The organism is Paenibacillus sp. N119s (assembly GCF_059447605.1).
This window is the reverse complement of sequence record NZ_JCAJRU010000087.1, coordinates 1-17,949: the sequence shown is the minus strand read 5'-3', so window position 1 is coordinate 17,949 and position 17,949 is coordinate 1. Positions and strand designations below refer to the sequence as shown.

Here is a 17,949-nt window from a genome sequence, read left to right as displayed (position 1 = left end):
AAGGCGTAGCCGTGGTGTATATTGCCAAACAATCAGCCGATGCAGGCGTGAAAGGGCATAGTGAAGCGTCGATTTCTGACCTAAAGCTTTTTACTCGTGAGGAATACAAGGCTGCTGGTAGCTATCGTGACCGGATTGAAGGTATTGGACGTGTGCGGTATACCGTGCATCCGGCTGTTCGGGAGGATGATGACACTTTTGTAATCCGTCAGCAAGACGGAGCCAACCAGCTGGAGTTAAGTACGGGGAGGGCTAAAATCAAATATGCGGTTCACCATAAAAAGAGCTGGTTTCGCAGCCGCAAAACAGTCCAGATTCAGGTGACAGCCGAAGTCCCTGTTCCGCAGGAGGCGCTCTGCTACGTGAAGAAGCGAGGTGGCTATCCGGCAGACCGAGACGATGGAACCTTGTATCCGTTCACCGCACCCTTTGCCGCAGGACGGAATGTTTTACCCGCTATTGAGGTGGGGGGAGATGAATATGTGCGGCTGTTTTTTACGGACGGTCAGAAGTATGGCACGATTTATGAATTAGTCCCTGAATGAAAGGAGGCCACAACCGATGAGTTTTCTTAGCAATTTATTCAGAAGAAAGCCACAGGCCGAACCACGGCCCTTATTCTATGATATTGTATGCCCTTATTGCTTTAGTAAGTTTTCCCCAGAGGAAGTGGTATTCCGTGCTTCTCATCACCGTGAAGATGATGAGGATTACGCTTTGGGCGAAGATGAGTTGTTGAACAAATATCGGGAGCGTTTTGGCTTGGATAGTGTACATGATATGGAGGCAATTCTTCATCCCCATGATGTACCTGAGGAACATCGTTTGTATTCAGATCACGTGCTGACAGGTCTGACGGACCGTTATGGTGAGCTGACACGTCACCGACTGTGCCCACACTGCCATAACGAGCTGCCTGTGACCGCAGGCAAGGTGCCGAGCAATATTATTTCGATTATTGGGGCTTCGCAGGCGGGGAAATCTGTATACATGACCTCGCTGATTCACACGCTTCAGCATGTGACGGCCGATCATTTTGACGCAGCTTGCATGCCGCTCAATGCAGAGATCAGCCGCAAGTTCCGCACTATGTATGAGGAACCGCTGTTTGAACGAGGCGATCTGCTTACATCGACGCAAAAAGAAAAGATGCAGGAGCCTTTTATTTTCCAGTTTGTATTTAAGGATGAGGAAAAGCCACCGTTGACACTGGTATTTTTTGATGTGGCCGGTGAGGGGATGGTCGATCAGGACTATCTGGGACTGCACGGGCAGCATATTAAGAATTCTGCGGGTATTCTGTTCATGGTCGATCCCCTGCAAATTCGTTCTATCCGGGAACGGATCAAGATTAATCTTGGCGATAAGCCTGGTGAGTTTGTCTCGCAATATGATGAACCGCGTGATGTCGTACTTACGATGTTCGGTGACTTTATTGCATACCAGGACAAAGGCAAGACGGACATTCCAACCGCTGTGGTCCTGACCAAAAGCGATATGCTTACTGCATTGGCAGATGAAGAAGGCACATATATCAAGAATAACAGCAATATTTTTAATCCAATGGAACATCGCAAATACATGGATTTGGATGAGTTCGCCAACATTGATGGCGAAGTTCGACGCTTTATCGAGAAGGTGGATAAGCCGTTCAAGGGCACGATGGATGTATATTTTACAGATACGGCCTATTTCGCAGTTTCCGCTTTGGGCAGCAATCCGGTGGACCAAAAGCTGCAGGGGTTAGTTAGTCCGATTCGTGTAGATGAGCCATTCATCTGGCTACTTTATAAGTTGAAGTACATTGAGGGGAGAGAATCACAGTGAGTTTATCTACCTCTCATATGATACAGCAGCAGATGTACACACGGGAACGGCGCGGTATTTTCCGTTCTACGGAAGGCTTCGATACAGTAGCTAATTCCAAAGGACTGGATGCATCCTTTATAAAAAAAGTGCTGCATCCTTTATGTGTGTATGATGCGCCTGCTGCTCTGACGGCACGTGGTGAGAAGCAGGAGACTGTCTATCCGGAAGCATTACATCTGGTACGGACGGAGTCAGGAGATGTAGTGCTTGGGCGCAGTATTTATAAAGCAGCGGATTTCACTGGGTTGCGGAGTGCCTTTTTTACGCACAACTATGTAATTCCGGCCGGACATGGTGAGTCTCCATCTGATTATAAGCAGTGGCTGAACACCTCGTTTGTCGATACCTACGATATTGAGCAGGGAACCGAATTACCGGAATTAGAGCGTCTCCCAGGCGGAAGTGTATTTCCTGCTGTTGATCCGTCTGCAGTGCTGGCTCAATTGCAGTTGAGCGAAGACGTATTCAAGCAGCTTTTATACGCAGTCATGATGTCAGCCGCGGGGCGCAAAAAGGTATATGTAGCGTTGAATGTTCCAGCAGAAGCGGTAGGATCTTCAGCCAAGCAGCTGCTGGTTGTGTTGTATGCGGCACTGCCTTATGCATTTCGCAACAGACTCGGATTTCTTACATATGCGCAGGAACCGAACAGCAGAAAAGGCATTCACTTAATGTTCGTGGAGCCTTTCAGTCTACGTCCCGGTGATCGGAATGTGGAAAAGGACTTTGTATTTGACCTGTCTAATCATAGTCGAGTACTTAATGTGGATGCAGAGCAGGTGAAACAGCCGTATTTTGACTGGATTGTGCGTACACTGCTGAATGGCGGGTCACCGGACGATTTTCTCAAATTTGCCGAGCAAATGCTGACAGGCATGGAGGCAGGTCGTGAACTCATGCCTTCCAGCTATCATGAACTCATTACGTTGTACAGAATTGAGCAGGGAGAGCGCTCATTATACAACGAGCAACGGATCGCTGTGTTACGAAGCTTGACTGATTATTTATCACCATCCGATGCGCTACCACGAAAAATGCGGCTGAATGATCTGTTCCTGTCCTTTTTTGACCATGAGTTTGATCGGGTGAAGGATGGACACATTCCAGAGGTAGGACTGGTTGATTGCTTCAAGGACTATTATAAAGTCCATGCACGCAGCAGCGAAAATCGATTAGTGGAATATTTAATCCGTTCACTAAACAACGCTTATTCCGCTAGGAATACAGAAGCGGTCACGTATATTTATCATACGATTGAAGAGAATCCGTCATTAGGTAAGGCTTATTTTACGAAGGTACTGGGCAATCCGGCACTTACCAAAATGCTGTTCATTCCCTATATGGACAGCCAGATGAAAAGAACGACTGATGTTAAGGGTTTGCTGGCCGTGGTGCATGAATGGGGCAGTCGGTATATCGAAGTGTCGTCGAATGCCGATTTTCAGCTTTTGGCCGAATCTGCGTTGATGGGCAAGCTGCGTGCTGAGAGAAAGCCGGTAGAGGCTGTGGCTGCCATTCACCAGCGCTTGCGTCAATGGGACAGTAGTTCTGCCGTAGGCACATTGTCTCCGCTAGAGCAATCCGGATTGACAGAGCGCTTGCAGGAAGCATCGGATCGGTATTTGCTCACAGAAGTAGAGCTAAAAGAGATATCACCCGATCAGGTCGTACAGATTCCGTTTTTTACACGGTCCGATTTGGTACAGTGGGTTGGGAAGTTGCCTGCTCCTCTCAAGGGACAAGCAGTGCGGTTGATTGCGGCTTATGATTGGTTTAACACAGAAGACCCGGAACCATCAGTGCTGGACGGTCTGGAGCCAGGCGAAGTCCAAAAAGTACAGGATTGGGCTTACAGTTGGCTGCCCCAGCAGCTTGCAGAAGGGCATTTTGCCCGTCTATTGCCAGCTTTCTATCGTTCTGATGGGTCAGGAGAAGGAATAATGGATTTTGCCCGCCTGGTCAGTTCGATTCGCAAATGGGCGAAGGATAACGATACGATGTACCGCTTTATCCGCTGGTCGGAGGAGCACCCTGAGTTTTCTACTCCACGTGGCGGTTTTGAACCAGCCTATCGGCGTGCGTTGCTTTTATTCTTCCAAAAGGAAGGACGAGAAGGGCTGCATAAAAAGACGCTGTGGCGCCAATATTTTGAACCAGCTAAGCCTGTTTTTAAAAATTTCTATCAGGCAGCAAAGCGTGAGACAGACACGCCATTGGTCAAAACGCTTCGTCGTTTTCGCAAAGGCGGGGTCATTTCCGGAATTGTGCTGATTGTCATTGCAGGTACGCTAGGCGGCCTGAAAGTTACTGGGGTTATTGGATCTGTTGACACGCCTACGCCTGTCGCTGCTCCAAAACCTGTGCAACAGCCTGTAGAGCCTACAGTGCCCGTAAAACAGGAGCCTACGGCGATTGTGACCCATATACCTAACACCAAGTCTACTACGAAAATGATCAAGCTGTTGTTTGCGTTTCAAACACCGGCAGAACAGGCAGAATTTAAGCCCAAAAAACTCGTCATTGTCGGCGCGGATCAACAGGAGCACTCATACGAAAATTTTACGCTTGCGGAACAGAACGATAAGGAAGCAGCCAGTAAAGCTAACAATGGTTCGTCCAGTGACGTTAACACTGAGGGCTCTACCACCAAAAGCAAGACAGCAAACAAAGAGTCTACAGACGGTGGTTCCACAACTCAGAGTATTACAGCCAGTGGAAAAAGCACGGATCAGACTGGGGCGGTGACGGACAATACGGGTCAAGGCACAACTTCAGAGGTTAAGACTGAGGGTGGCGGCACGGCAACCGATAAAGCAACAAGTAGCACATCCGGCGATGGTACAGGGACAACGGAATATGACCTCGACAAGTATCCTTATCGTACGCTGTTGACCATTTGGCAACGGCTGGAGCTGAATGATGCTAGCACGGTTACTGTAGATGGAAAAGATTATCCGCTGGTTCAAGTAAAGGCTGCGAACTAAGCAACTATAAAACGGCAAAAGACGAGTTCCTTCCCGGGCTCGTCTTTTGTTATATACAAATTTCTATATAGAATGTATTTGTAAATTAAAATTCACTGGACATCAGTAGATGATCATTTTATAAAAGTATTGACACCAAGTAGGCAACTGATTAAAATTAGTTGGAATTCAAACTATTAAAATTCAATGGAAATGGAGGTTAACATTAAAATGGGAAGTGAGGTGTATCCCGTTTGTCTTCCCTGGGAGGAAGAAAGCACGATGTATTTAATTAAATGGATTTTTACCACCGTCCGGCGTGAGATTGAAACCGCACTCCGTCCTTTGGGGCTTACCTCCCCGCAATCGCAGACGCTCTACATACTGGCGATGTCGCCTGGAATCACCAATACGGATTTGGAAAAGCTATTGCTTATTGATAAATCAAGCGTTACCAGCCTGATTAACGGAATCGTCAAGAAAAACTGGGCAGTACGCCAATGTCATCCGGAAGACGCGCGAATGAAGCAAATTTATTTGACCAAGCAAGGCTTGGAGATTCACAAGGTAGCTGAACGTACCATAGAGCAAATCAAAAGCTCTGTAGGCAAAACATTATCTGCCCAAGAATCAGAAGCGCTGCGCGGTTTACTCAAAAAAATTCTTCATGATTACCATGCTGCAAATGCTTGCGTTGAAGCAGATAACTAGAAAAATTTTGTCCGGATAGGGTATCCATAGACTATAAAATGTCACCTAGATAAGATATGTATAGGAGAGGGAGAAACCATATGATAAAAGAACATACTTATCCCAATGCGGATAAGCTTATGCGTGTGTTGGCTTTCACACTTGTTTTTTCAGTGATGAATGCCTTTATGTTCAATGTAGTGATGCCTGTAATTCGCGAGGAGTTTCACATTAGTGCCTCCGATGTAAGCTGGCTGCTGACCGGCTATATGATTGTGTATGCAGTGGGCTCTGTAACCTACGGCAAGCTGGCAGATAAGTATCGTCTCAAGGATTTACTGACATTTGGGATTATCTTTTTTGCACTTGGTTCGCTTATTGGGCTGTTAGCCAATCAATTTTGGATGTTAATTGTAGCTCGTTTGCTTCAGGCCACAGGGGCTGCTGTCATTCCAGCAACCGCTATGATCGTTCCTGTTCGCTATTTTTCGGCTGAAAAAAGAGGGAGAGCTCTGGGCGTCACCGCAATCGGCTTGGCATTAGGTACTGCACTGGCTCCCATTATTTCGGGTTTGATTACAGGTTTTGCGAGCTGGCGTTTTTTGTTCGTCATTTCCATGCTGCCATTGATCGCTTTGCCATTCTTTCGTAAATACTTGGACGATCAACGAGGAGAGGATCAGAAGTTCGATTTTCTTGGTGGATTGTTGCTAGGTGGAACAGTGGCCTGCTTGTTGCTTTCCATTTCACAAGCCAATATGATGTTTTTTCTGATCGGTGTAGTGTTATTTGCACTGTTTATATGGCGCATTCATACTGCCCACGATCCGTTCATCCAGCCGAAGCTGTTCCGTAACAAGCAATATTCATACGGGCTTCTCATCGCTTTTTTAGGGACGGGGATTAGCTTTGGATTGCCGTACTTGGCACCACAGTTTCTAAACAGTCTCAACCAGCTTACACCGGCAACGATTGGGCTGATTATGTTTCCTGCCGCTATCGCGTCAGCACTATTAGGAAAAAAAGGGGGGCGTTTGGCCGATAGCAAAGGGAATTCGTTGCTGGTGTATACAGCCGTATCGCTATTATTTATCTGCTTTATCAGCTTGTCTACGTTTGTAGGCGCGTCTCCGTATCTGATTTTGTTTTTACTTATTTTCGGAAATGTAGGCCAGACCTTTATGCAAATTGCCATGTCCAACACGATTTCTCGGACGTTGTCGAAAGACCAGATTGGTGTTGGAATGGGGCTGTTATCCCTGTTGAATTTTATTGCCGGGGCGATGACAACCAGTATTTTGGGCAAAACGTTGGATAGCTCTTCATCTTTTCATTTGAATCCTGTCGTATCTAATGTCGAGGTATTCAACTTTAGTAATATATTTACGGTGCTTGCGCTGATTGCCCTAGTGACGATGGGGCTTTACGCGTTGCAGTTCCGGCGGGGGGCACGAGGTAATACACCTGCTGTCGAATAAGATAAACATTGTATGTAAGCTCATGCCATAACAAGGGTATAATAATAGAAGGAAAAGTTTATCTTGGAAGGACGGAGTGCCTAGTATGACAAGAAACCTTCAATATGTACCCTATGGTTATGAGCCGCCGATCGAGACGCATAAAGGGACTATCATTTACTATGATACATTTGAGCAGATTACAACCAGTGAGCTGGAGCTTTTTGCTGAAACGGGAGCTGCACTATCTTTTACAAAGCTAGTACTGTATCCATTACATGAAGAAACGGTCAGAAGAATGTGGAAGCAGCCGGTACGCTCGTATTATAAGCGAGTCGATGAACTGGGAGAGTGGCAACGAGAACAGGCTTTGAGCGCTGTAGTGATTGAGAACTGGGAAGGTAAGCGAAAAAAATATACGCCTATTGAAGCAGCCATTCGTTTTTTGGCGGAAAAGTATACAGCTCCGCTTTTTTTGTACATGCGTCCTGAAACTGCAAATTTGTGTGCTTCCTATGCATCCTTTGGAGAATGGATTAGAACCGTCAGGTTGGTGCTTTCGAGTGAACCATTGGAGCTTCACCCGAAGCTTGCACAGTACCGTAATCGCTGGAACACGGTAGAAGAAGCAACAAACCGAGCCTCTAAGGTTGACAAAGCGGAACATGAATTATAGAATAGAACTAATCGTAAAAATTACTATTGTAATTGTATACCATGTATTCCAATTAAGGAGGAAGAATAATGCGCGTTATTGTTACCTTGGCATGCACCGAATCCGGTGATCGCAACTATACAACAACCAAGAACAAAAGAAACCATCCGGAGCGTCTTGAAATGAAAAAATACTCTCCGCGTTTGAAAAAGTACACGATTCATCGTGAAACTAGATAATTTATGGTTTGCTGCATAGCAACCTGAATGATTCTGCTTCCTGAGCGGAGCCTGTAAGTTTGCAAAAAGCCTGCGTTATGGAACCGGCGAAAACTTGAATTAGTCCAGTGGATAGAGCGTCCAAAGTTAAAGCTAGCACCTAAGAGAACGGCTTCTTTTCATGGTTGTAGTGATAGATGCTGAGCTACATGGCACGCTTTGCCTTTTGAATCGAAAGCACATGGTAGCCGAGTTCTCCCAAGCTGAGGTCAGCATTCGGGACGAGCTGGAGGACCATTCACTATATGCTTATATAACGATGAAGGCTGACGAAAGATACGGAGCGTTCGTGCAATGGGCGATGCGATATATACGGCATCGTTTGCTTGTCGTTTACGAGACTTGAGCACAACCGTTAGGATCTGTCGTCTTTTTTTCTGAGACATAACCGTTCCTTTTGCCGACTGATGGAGCATTGCGCCAGTACGTTTGAATTTAAAACTAAAACTATATGAAAGATTAGGTGAGACAAATGAAAAAAGATATTCATCCAACATTGAATAAAGTTATCTTTTTGGACCCTAGCTGTGGATTCTCTTTCCTTAGTGCTTCTACTAAACATTCGCAAGAAACGATGGAATGGGAAGATGGCAACACATACCCGGTTATCCGTGTAGATACTAGCTCCGCTTCTCATCCGTTCTTCACTGGTAAACAAAGAAACGTGGATATTGGTGGACGTGTGGATCGCTTTAACAAAAAATATAACCTTAAGTAAGAATCGTCATGAGCTAGGTTTACGGATTATGCCCATAATTCGTAAACCTAGCTTTTTTATTATCTACGGATTGTAAGTCCTAAACTAACGTGAAACAATTGTATTTTCTGACTCTGGCAAGTGCCAAAGTGTAATAAGAACATGGAAGCAGCAGCTTTTCCGGAACGATCCGTGAAGCTGCTGCTTTTTTGTGCTAAATGAAGCTGTACAATTGTCGACGATGTTAATCTTGGTAAACTAATCGTTTTTAAACGTCATTCCACACCTCACATAGGCTGTCTTAATTTAAAAATAATCGCAGGAATCTAGCCTGTGATTATTTTTTTATAGAGCAAGAGTCGTGCTTAAAGAAAGATTCCGATAAATCACTGGCGGAAATAAGTTATTTGAAGAATATAGGTGAGACTTAATACAACTAGGCATTATTACATATAAGCTTTGTTCAGAATTGGTTCAGTGGTCTCGTGTATATTGATTGAAAACGACATAAATCACTTATTTTCGACAAATATATGAATAAAAGATTAATAAAACACATTTTATTCGACAAATATAGTGACCTTGTTATCTTAGATTATGCAAAAATATTTCGAAGATCGAATAGGGACGTTTTACTCAAAAAGTAAATTAGGAGGTAAATCGATTGAAGGTTTATTCACTTAAATGGGCAGCTGCGCTTGTTGCTCTTCAGGCGACGTTTGGTACTTCTGCTTACGCTGCAACGCCTGCCAATAATTTATTTTCAGATATATCCTATGTGACGAGTGATAAAATGGCGGCCATCCAAGAAGCTGTAAGCCAGGGGCTTTTGTCTGGGGATCCTCAAGGAACTTTTCGCCCTGCAGCAACATTAACTCGTCAGGAACTCGCGGTATTATTAGTCAGAGCTTTAAAATTGGACCCTATTTCGAGTTCTTCTACTTTTAAAGATGTGCAAAGTAAACAATTTGCTGCCCCATATATAGAAGCCGCACAAAAAGCCGGGTTTCTATCAGGGGATGGATTAGGAAACTTCCGTCCGAACGATCCTATTACACGTGAAGAACTGGCAGCTGTGTTTGTTCGTGCAGTCGGAGGGGTTAATGCAGAGGGCGGATCAAGCATTTTGCCTAAAGATCAGTCCTCGGTAAGCCAATGGGCGGCTGGATCGGTAGATACGGCACTTCGTCTGGGGTTAATTGATATTCATGACAGCAAGCTCAATCCCAGAGGTGAAGTAAAAAGGGAGGATATTGCTTCTTTCCTGCTGGATATTTTCAAAACTCAAGAGCAAACAGCTACGATTAATAACATTGATGGAGACATTGTAACGATTGATAATGTTCCCTATTTAATAGAAGGAAAGTTGAAAGATTTAATCGGAAACTCCAATAAAGATGCGCTAAAAGGAGCTACCTTAAAGTTTAATTCGCGCAATCGTAATGTGGACGGGCTGCAACAATTGGAAATCGTACAAAAAGATGTTGTCTTAAACACCAATGGGCTACCGGAAAGCAGCCTGCTTCGAGTTTCAGGTGATGGTGTTCAGATTAAAGGGGATATCAAAGGAATAATCGAGCTTAATAACGGTGTTTCTAATATCCAGCTGAATGGCAATGTAAACCATCTTACTCTGAATTCTGGCAATGGTATTTCTATTAAAGGAACCGGAACAATTGGGGAGCTTCAAGTTGCCAACGCGAACGCTAAAGTGACATTGAACCCGAATTTTAAAGTTGAAACAATTAAGCTGCCTAAAGAGGCATCCGTATCACAAGTTATTCAAAATTACAACGAAGTACAAAAGCAGATTGGACAAATTCAGTCCGCTGACAGAACGGTTCAAGAATCGACTACAGTTACGTCGAGCAGCGTGACATTTTCCTCTGGAGGTGGAGGTTCAACAAAATCAGTGACTAACCATGCGCCAGGCGTTACTGCCGGGTTTACTGATATTACGTTAAGTACAGCAGATGAGCCTAAAAAGATTAATCTGGCAAATAGTTTTACTGATGCTGATGGAGACGCTCTGACCTACACAGCAGAAACTTCAGCCACGAACGTAGCGACGGTATCAGTGAATGGAAGTCAGCTGACTGTCACACCGGTGAGTGCAGGAACAACCAAGATCACAGTTACGGCGAACGACGGCAAGGGAGGTACTATTAACAGCCAGTTCAACGTAACGATCACGCCGGTGATCCCGGAAGCTGTGAACCATGCGCCGACAGTGAACGCGTCGATCAGTAATGTGACGACAGGAGCCGTGGAAGGAGTTAAGACGGTGAGCCTTGCAGGTGTGTTTGCAGATGAAGACAGCGACGCACTGACATACACGGCAACCTCAACGGATGCGGGCGTGGCGACAGTATCGGTAACTGAGAGCGACCTGAAAATTACGCCAGTGAACGCGGGCACCGCCACGATTACCGTAACAGCAAACGACGGCAAGGGTGGCATGGTGGATACGCAGTTCAACGTGACGATCACGCCGGTGATCCCGGAAGCTGTGAACCATGCGCCGACGGTGAACACATCGATCAGCAGTGTGACGACAGGAGCCGCAGACGGTGTTAAGACCGTGAGCCTTGCAGGTGTATTCACAAATGAAGACAATGACGCACTGACGTATACGGCAACCTCGACGGATGCGGGCGTGGCAACAGTATCGGTAACCGGAAGCAACCTGAAAATAACGCCAGTGAACGCGGGTACTACCACGATTACTGTAACGGCGAACGACGGCAAGGGTGGCACGGTAGATACGCAGTTCAGCGTAACGATCACGCCGGTGATCCCGGAAGCTGTGAACCATGCGCCGACGGTGAACACATCGATCAGCAGTGTGACGACAGGAGCCGCAGACGGTGTTAAGACCGTGAGCCTTGCAGGTGTATTCACAAATGAAGACAATGACGCACTGACGTATACGGCAACCTCGACGGATGCGGGCGTGGCAACAGTATCGGTAACCGGAAGCAACCTGAAAATAACGCCAGTGAACGCGGGTACTACCACGATTACTGTAACGGCGAACGACGGCAAGGGTGGCACGGTAGATACGCAGTTCAGCGTAACGATCACGCCGGTGATCCCGGAAGCTGTGAACCATGCGCCGACGGTGGAAACGTCGATCAGCAATTTCACGACGGGAGCCGCAGATGGTGTTAAGACGGTGAGCCTTGCAGGTGTATTTGCAGATGAAGACAGCGACACACTGACGTATACGGCAACCTCGACGGATGCGGGCGTGGCGACAGTATCGGTAACCGGAAGCGATCTGAAAATAACGCCAGTGAACGCGGGCACCGCCACGATTACCGTAACGGCGAACGACGGCAATGGAGGCACGGTGGATACGAATTTTACTCTAACGGTGACTCCTTTGCCTGCGGTTAATCACGCTCCTGTTGTTCAAAGCACGATTAATGATATTTCTACAGAAGCAGGTGCTATGGATACAACTGTTGGACTTGCTTCAACTTTTGCAGATGAAGATTTGGATTCGCTAACGTATTCCGCTGGTTCATCGGACTCTGGCGTAGCAACTGTTTCCGTTACAGGTGACCAACTGAGTATTACTCCGCTTGCAGTGGGAAGTGCTACAGTTACAGTCACCGCAGATGATGGGGAGGGGGGAACCGTTCAAACGTCCTTCCAAGTCACTGTTGGAGAAAAGAAGGGACTTTTCTTCTCCGAGTTGGCATGGGGGGAGAGCGACTCTATGATGCAGATTATTGAGCTTTATAATGCGGGTTCTGAGGAGTTAGATGCTTCAAAAATTAGAATTGAACGTAGTAGCGGTGGAGATTCGATCGAAATAAGTCAAGAGGCTGGTGCTATTATTCCAAGTAAAGCTACTTTTGTGATAGGAGATACCATGTATTTTGGTGATGCGCATGTAGATTACTTCATGGATATGGGATTTTATAACGATGATTCAGCACCTGTCACTTTATTGCTCTATTACGATGATCAGTTGATTGATACGGCAGTGTTTCAGCCTCATACTACTTTAGCTAGACAATCCGGTATTACTCATGGAAATGCAGACCACTACGAGGCAAGTGAATGGATTGATGAAGGAATCGATTATACGGATGATATCGGTATCTTTAGCAGTGAGGCACCGTAATGAATAAAAAGAATAGAGGGAACATCATGAGTTCTAAACCCAATAAATGGCTGATTACGTTAGCCTTGGCTGCACTTGTTGCTCCAACGGCTTTGCAGACAATTGCATCTGCGGCCAGCGATGCATCAAACGGAGTGGCTCTGGCCAGCCTGTTTTTTAAAGACATCAATAATATTACTTCAGAGCAAAAGACAAGCATCCTGCAAGCCATTGAAGCTGGGCTTCTGCATGGCGATCCTTCCGGATCTTATCGGCCAATGGATTTGTTGACTCGTCAAGAAATGGCGGTTCTATTAACTCAAGCTCTGCAACTCTCTACTTCTAAAGCAGCAAGCAGCAGCTTCTCGGATGTAGACTCGAAAAGTTGGTCGAGTCCTTATATTGAGGCTGTACATCGTGCAGGGCTCATGAATGGAGACGATGGCTCCAAATTCAGGCCTAAAGCGGTAGTAACCAGGGAGGAGGCAGCGGTTCTGCTTATGCGGGCCGCCGGGCTTCCTATTACAGCTGACGCCACGGAGTCTGCCAAACTTACTGATTGGAATCGGGTTAGCCCGTGGGCTCGACCTTACGTTAATACGGCTTTACAGTCAGGCTCCATGAAGACGGATCAGTCCGGTTTCAAACCTAAATCGTCTGTTCAACGTCAAGATATAGCTCAGTATATGATGTCTACCTTTTTCCCTAAAGATCATGTAGTCCAACTCCAAAAAGTAGAGGATGGAAAGGCCTGGATTAACGGGATTGAATATAAACTTTCGGATTCAGTTAAAGGAATCCTGCAAACCTCTAACCAGGAGATTCTCAAAGGAGCCGATATTCAATTTGTAGCCTCACAGCGGACCATTGAATCGATCACCAAACTGGTCATCCATGCGAGCGGGCAAGCCCCGATAGGGCAAGCTTCCGAATTCAGCGCCAATCTTGTATTAGATGGTCATAACTCCTCGATTGACGGAGATCTATCCATTGACGGTGATTACATTTCGGTTATGAATTTGAACATCAAAAATAGTTTTACAGTTACATCAAGCCTTGCACATGATTTCTATGCCTCTAAATTTACGGTACAAGGAAAAACTTATATTCAGGGTGGTGACCAAAACACCGTATTGTTTGACGCATCTGGGCTGCAGGATGTCGAGGTATCCAAACAGGATGTCCATGTAGTCATTCAAGGAAATTCGACAGTGGATCAGATGGCGTTGACTTCCAATGCAACGCTTGAAAATGATTCATCCTCTTCAATACAGAAGTTGAATGTTCTTACCGGTGCCCAGCAAGTAAAGTTGCAGGGTACTATTCAGCAATTGTCGGTCAACAGTGACCAGCCCGTAGCTCTGACAGGACAGGCCTCCATTAATACATTGGCTGTGAACAATTCCTCTCCGGTCAGTCTGGAGGTAGCTGGAACTATTTCAAATTTACAAGTAAATAACTCTGGAGCAAATATTAGTGTAAGCTCCTCCAGCCAAGTCACGAATACTTCATTTGCAGCAGGTGTGTCCTCTTCGACAGTATCAGGAGTCACTGCAACTTCTTCCGGAAGCTCTTCCAGTAGCTCGCGTTCTGCGGTTGTGACCAATACAGCACCGAAGTTAGTGACCAAATATGACGATCAAGCCATAACGGTGGGCGATTCTGAACTTCAGATTGAATTGCTTGGGCATTTTACGGATGAGGAGCAGTCTGAGCTCAAATATACGGCTGTGTCGTCTAGTACAAAAATCAGTACAGTCCGAGTAGAGGGAACCAACCTGTTTATCAAGGCTGTTGGCAAAGGGACTGCGACTATTACGATCGCCGCAGATGACCAGGCCGGGAAAAAAGCGGGCACGAGTTTCAAGGTCCGTGTTAATGAATCTCCTGTTTCATTGGGTATCCCTGATCAAAGCGAACAGCTTGGAAGCAACGATGTAACCTTGTCTTTAGGATCATATTTTACAGATTCTGAAAATGATCCCATGACCTATGAGGTTGCGATCGATGATCCTTCCATTGCCACCTTTACCCTGACGGGTGATCAATTGGTATTAACTCCGGCAGCTGTAGGACATGCCGAAGTTACTATCAAGGCATCTGATGGTCGGGGGGGCAGTGCAAGCCAGTCATTTCAATTAGTGGTAACTGCTGGACCTAATCAAAATCCGGTTGTAAATCAGAAGCCAGGTAACCAAACGCTCACTGTGGGCGATGCGGACTACATCCTGGATTTATCCCCGGTATTCCTTGATCCGGACAGCAAACCACTGACCATTTCGGCAGAATCCTTGGATCCTTCCATTGCGACAGTCTCCGTTAACGGAAATCAAGCCACGGTTCATGCAGTTTCCTCAGGAACAGCAAACATCCAGCTAAAAGCGACTAATGGTCGTGGAGGCGAGGTCAAAACCAATTTTGATATTACCGTTAATGAACCTCCGGTATCCTTACAAATTCCGGATCAGACGAAACAAATCAATTCCGGCGACATTCAATTATCTTTAAAAGACTTCTTTACTGATCGTGAGCAGGATTCGTTGTCATACAGCATTGATAATATTACTGATTCTTCCGTTGCGACTGCAGTATTAAATGGGGACACGCTCACTATTACACCGTTAAAAATTGGCAGCACATCAGTGTCTGTTAAGGCATCTGATGGCCATGGGGGAAGCACAATCCAGTCGTTTCAAATGGAAGTAACCGCTGTACCTAACCAAAATCCAGTTATAGACCAGAAGCCGGGTCATCAGACACTTATTTTAGGCAAAGCAGACTTTATCTTGGATTTATCTACAGTATTCCACGATCCTGATGGCGACTCTGTGGACGTTTTGGCAGAATCTTCAGATTCGTCAGTTGCTGCTGTATCCGTTAACGGAAACATAGCCACGGTCCATGCAGCTTCCTCAGGAACAGCAACGATTCAGCTTACAGCAAAAGATGGGCGTGGGGGCGAAGTTATTACTGATTTTGATGTTACTGTTAATGAATCCCCGATTTCCACAGGGATTCCAGATCAGATGAAAGAAATAAATACAGGCGATATTCAATTGTCCTTAAATGATTTCTTCTCCAGTCCTGATAACGATGCTTTAACCTACGATGTTCATAGCGTTTCTGAGCCGACTGTTGTGACTGCTGCCGTTTATGGGGATGTGCTCACTCTTACACCATTAACCATCGGTAGCACATTAGTATCGATCAAAGCAACAGATGGCCGTGGAGGGGAAGTAATCGAAACTTTCAAAACCACCGTCACAGCTGGACCTCCACAGAATCAAAATCCAGTAGAAACTAAACCTGCCGACCAGTCGCTTACTGTAGGTGATGAAGTTTACTCACTCGATTTAGGTACTGTTTTTACAGATCCTGATGGAGATACGTTGACCTTTAAGGCAACCTCTTCCGTTCCGTCTGTTGCTTCGGCGGAAATCACCGGAGACCAATTGAAAATTCAGGCACTAAGTGCAGGGACGACAAGCATAGAAATCAAGACTACGGATGGTCGCGGAGGGGAAACTTCAACTACCTTTCAGGTCAATGTCCAGTCATCCGGCTCGTCTAACCCATCTTCAAATCAACGGCCTCAAGTAGAAGCTGCCATTTATGAACAAGTGTTGACTGCAGGAGTTACCAATGCAAGAAGCTACGATCTATCCCAATTGTTCAGTGATGCTGACGGGGATGCCCTGACGTTTACTTCTACTGTTGAATCAAGTGGTGTGGCAAATGCAGAGGTTAACGGATCAACGCTGACTCTTACTCCGGGGAATCAGGCAGGAAGTACCAAGGTAACGATTACTGCGGATGACGGGCATGGCGGAACAGCCAACTATAATTTTCAGGTAACAAATGCTCCTCTAGCGACGAACGGAATGGTTCAAATCCGAACCAAGCAAGGGGTCAAAGATCCGATTACTTATGACATGTCAACAGTGTTCCCGGGTGAAACTTCATTTAAAGTCTATTCGGGTACGGCAGATTCTACCTTTACTGGACCAATCCCTCTTAACGGGACAGTTTGGACATGGAACGGGGATATTTCTCAATACTACTGGGTGATTGGGGCGAACGGATCCGCCACTATATTCCAAGTGATAGCAAATCCTCAAGGGCCAGAGGATCTATATTTTTCCCAGTATCTATCCTTGGATAAAACCCGGACTGCTATTGAGCTGTTCTACAATCCGGTAGGAGATACTTCTAAGCCTATAGAAAATGCAGGATACTCACTTGAGATTCATCAATACAATTTAGCTACAAATACTCCTAAAGTGTGGAGCCAGCCTATTAATTCGTTTTGGAAAGGCATGCCTTATATATATATCGATTCCATCTTTTATGACTTTTTCGACATTGTTCCTGCAACATACTATAATGATGAATTGATGTTACTAGAAACGAATACAAATGTAACGACAGGCTATGTCCTGAAAAAGAACGGTGTAACGATCGACGTCTTAGGTGATCCTAACGGCAAAACACAATTTATGCCGAATGATGGGACTATTATCCGAAAATCGGGGATTAAGTCCGGTTCTTCCTCTTATAACCTTCCGGGAGAGTGGAACTCTTATCCAACTGGAACGCTCCAATATTTTAGCCATCATACTCCATAACATTTTGTTGATTAACGGGAAGCCGGCGATAAACTCGCTGGCTTTTCCTTGTATTTTTCAGATTGAAGTCCTCTTGATTTGTGGTTTCTTAAAAGGCAGCTGTAGTGCGCGATCATCATCGGTTTTTGGGTTTGTTATAATTTTAAATTAAGTTCAAATTATTTTAGGAAAAAACACTTGCTAAATGATTTGATTATGTGGTATATTCTTATTCCGGCCTTTTAAATAAGATGTTTCGCCGGTCAGCCAATTAGCAGAATAAATTTAGAAGGAAAAAGCTCCTCTAAAAAAGTTGTTGCGAAGTCGGTTGAAATGTGATATTATATAAGAGTTGCTGTCGATAATGAGAGTGGTAACGAAATAAAAAAAAGTTTGATCTTTGAAAACTGAACAACGAGTGAGTAGGGATTTTGTTTGCAAAATCCAACGCTGAAATTTTGATACACGCTATCTGGCTGTATGAAATGGAAGCAAGTTATGAGATATTTTATCTCGTCAGTTTCAAATGGGCTAATCGCTCTTTCAATAAACCAGCTTCGGTTGGTCTTTAATGGAGAGTTTGATCCTGGCTCAGGACGAACGCTGGCGGCGTGCCTAATAC

General features: G+C 45.4%; 11 protein-coding genes. All 11 read left to right on the top strand.

Annotation, left to right across the window (positions count from 1 at the left end; all coding sequences use genetic code 11):
• A partial coding sequence (locus AC5V8P_RS12075; RefSeq protein ID WP_495473648.1) for a beta-mannanase occupies positions 1–545 on the top strand: 545 nt, incomplete at its 5' end.
• A gap of 16 nt (positions 546–561) precedes the next feature.
• Entirely contained in the window at positions 562–1,827 is a 1,266-nt protein-coding gene (locus tag AC5V8P_RS12070; protein ID WP_063212702.1) for a TRAFAC clade GTPase domain-containing protein, read from the top strand.
• Entirely contained in the window at positions 1,824–4,853 is a 3,030-nt protein-coding gene (locus AC5V8P_RS12065) for a GAP1-N2 domain-containing protein (protein ID WP_064797897.1), read from the top strand. The genes AC5V8P_RS12070 and AC5V8P_RS12065 overlap by 4 nt, the downstream gene beginning before the upstream one ends.
• A gap of 210 nt (positions 4,854–5,063) precedes the next feature.
• Positions 5,064–5,543, top strand: a complete 480-nt coding sequence (locus tag AC5V8P_RS12060) for a MarR family winged helix-turn-helix transcriptional regulator (RefSeq protein WP_063212700.1) — start codon at positions 5,064–5,066, stop codon at positions 5,541–5,543.
• A gap of 80 nt (positions 5,544–5,623) precedes the next feature.
• On the top strand, positions 5,624–7,000 hold the full coding sequence (locus tag AC5V8P_RS12055; protein ID WP_064797896.1) for an MFS transporter: 1,377 nt from the start codon (positions 5,624–5,626) through the stop codon (positions 6,998–7,000).
• Between the two features lie 85 nt (positions 7,001–7,085).
• Positions 7,086–7,655 (top strand): hypothetical protein, encoded by a 570-nt coding sequence (locus AC5V8P_RS12050; protein WP_064797895.1) that lies wholly within the window; start codon positions 7,086–7,088, stop codon positions 7,653–7,655.
• A gap of 68 nt (positions 7,656–7,723) precedes the next feature.
• Positions 7,724–7,873, top strand: a complete 150-nt coding sequence (gene rpmG, locus AC5V8P_RS12045; RefSeq protein ID WP_007430271.1) for a 50S ribosomal protein L33 — start codon at positions 7,724–7,726, stop codon at positions 7,871–7,873.
• Between the two features lie 205 nt (positions 7,874–8,078).
• Positions 8,079–8,258, top strand: coding sequence for a hypothetical protein (locus AC5V8P_RS12040; protein ID WP_231116954.1), 180 nt, complete (start codon positions 8,079–8,081; stop codon positions 8,256–8,258).
• Positions 8,259–8,384: 126 nt separating this feature from the next.
• On the top strand, positions 8,385–8,630 hold the full coding sequence (locus AC5V8P_RS12035; protein ID WP_063212697.1) for a type B 50S ribosomal protein L31: 246 nt from the start codon (positions 8,385–8,387) through the stop codon (positions 8,628–8,630).
• Between the two features lie 643 nt (positions 8,631–9,273).
• Entirely contained in the window at positions 9,274–12,744 is a 3,471-nt protein-coding gene (locus AC5V8P_RS12030; protein ID WP_495473647.1) for an Ig-like domain-containing protein, read from the top strand.
• Between the two features lie 26 nt (positions 12,745–12,770).
• Positions 12,771–17,348, top strand: a complete 4,578-nt coding sequence (locus AC5V8P_RS12025; protein ID WP_064797986.1) for an S-layer homology domain-containing protein — start codon at positions 12,771–12,773, stop codon at positions 17,346–17,348.
• Positions 17,349–17,949: the final 601 nt, after the last annotated feature.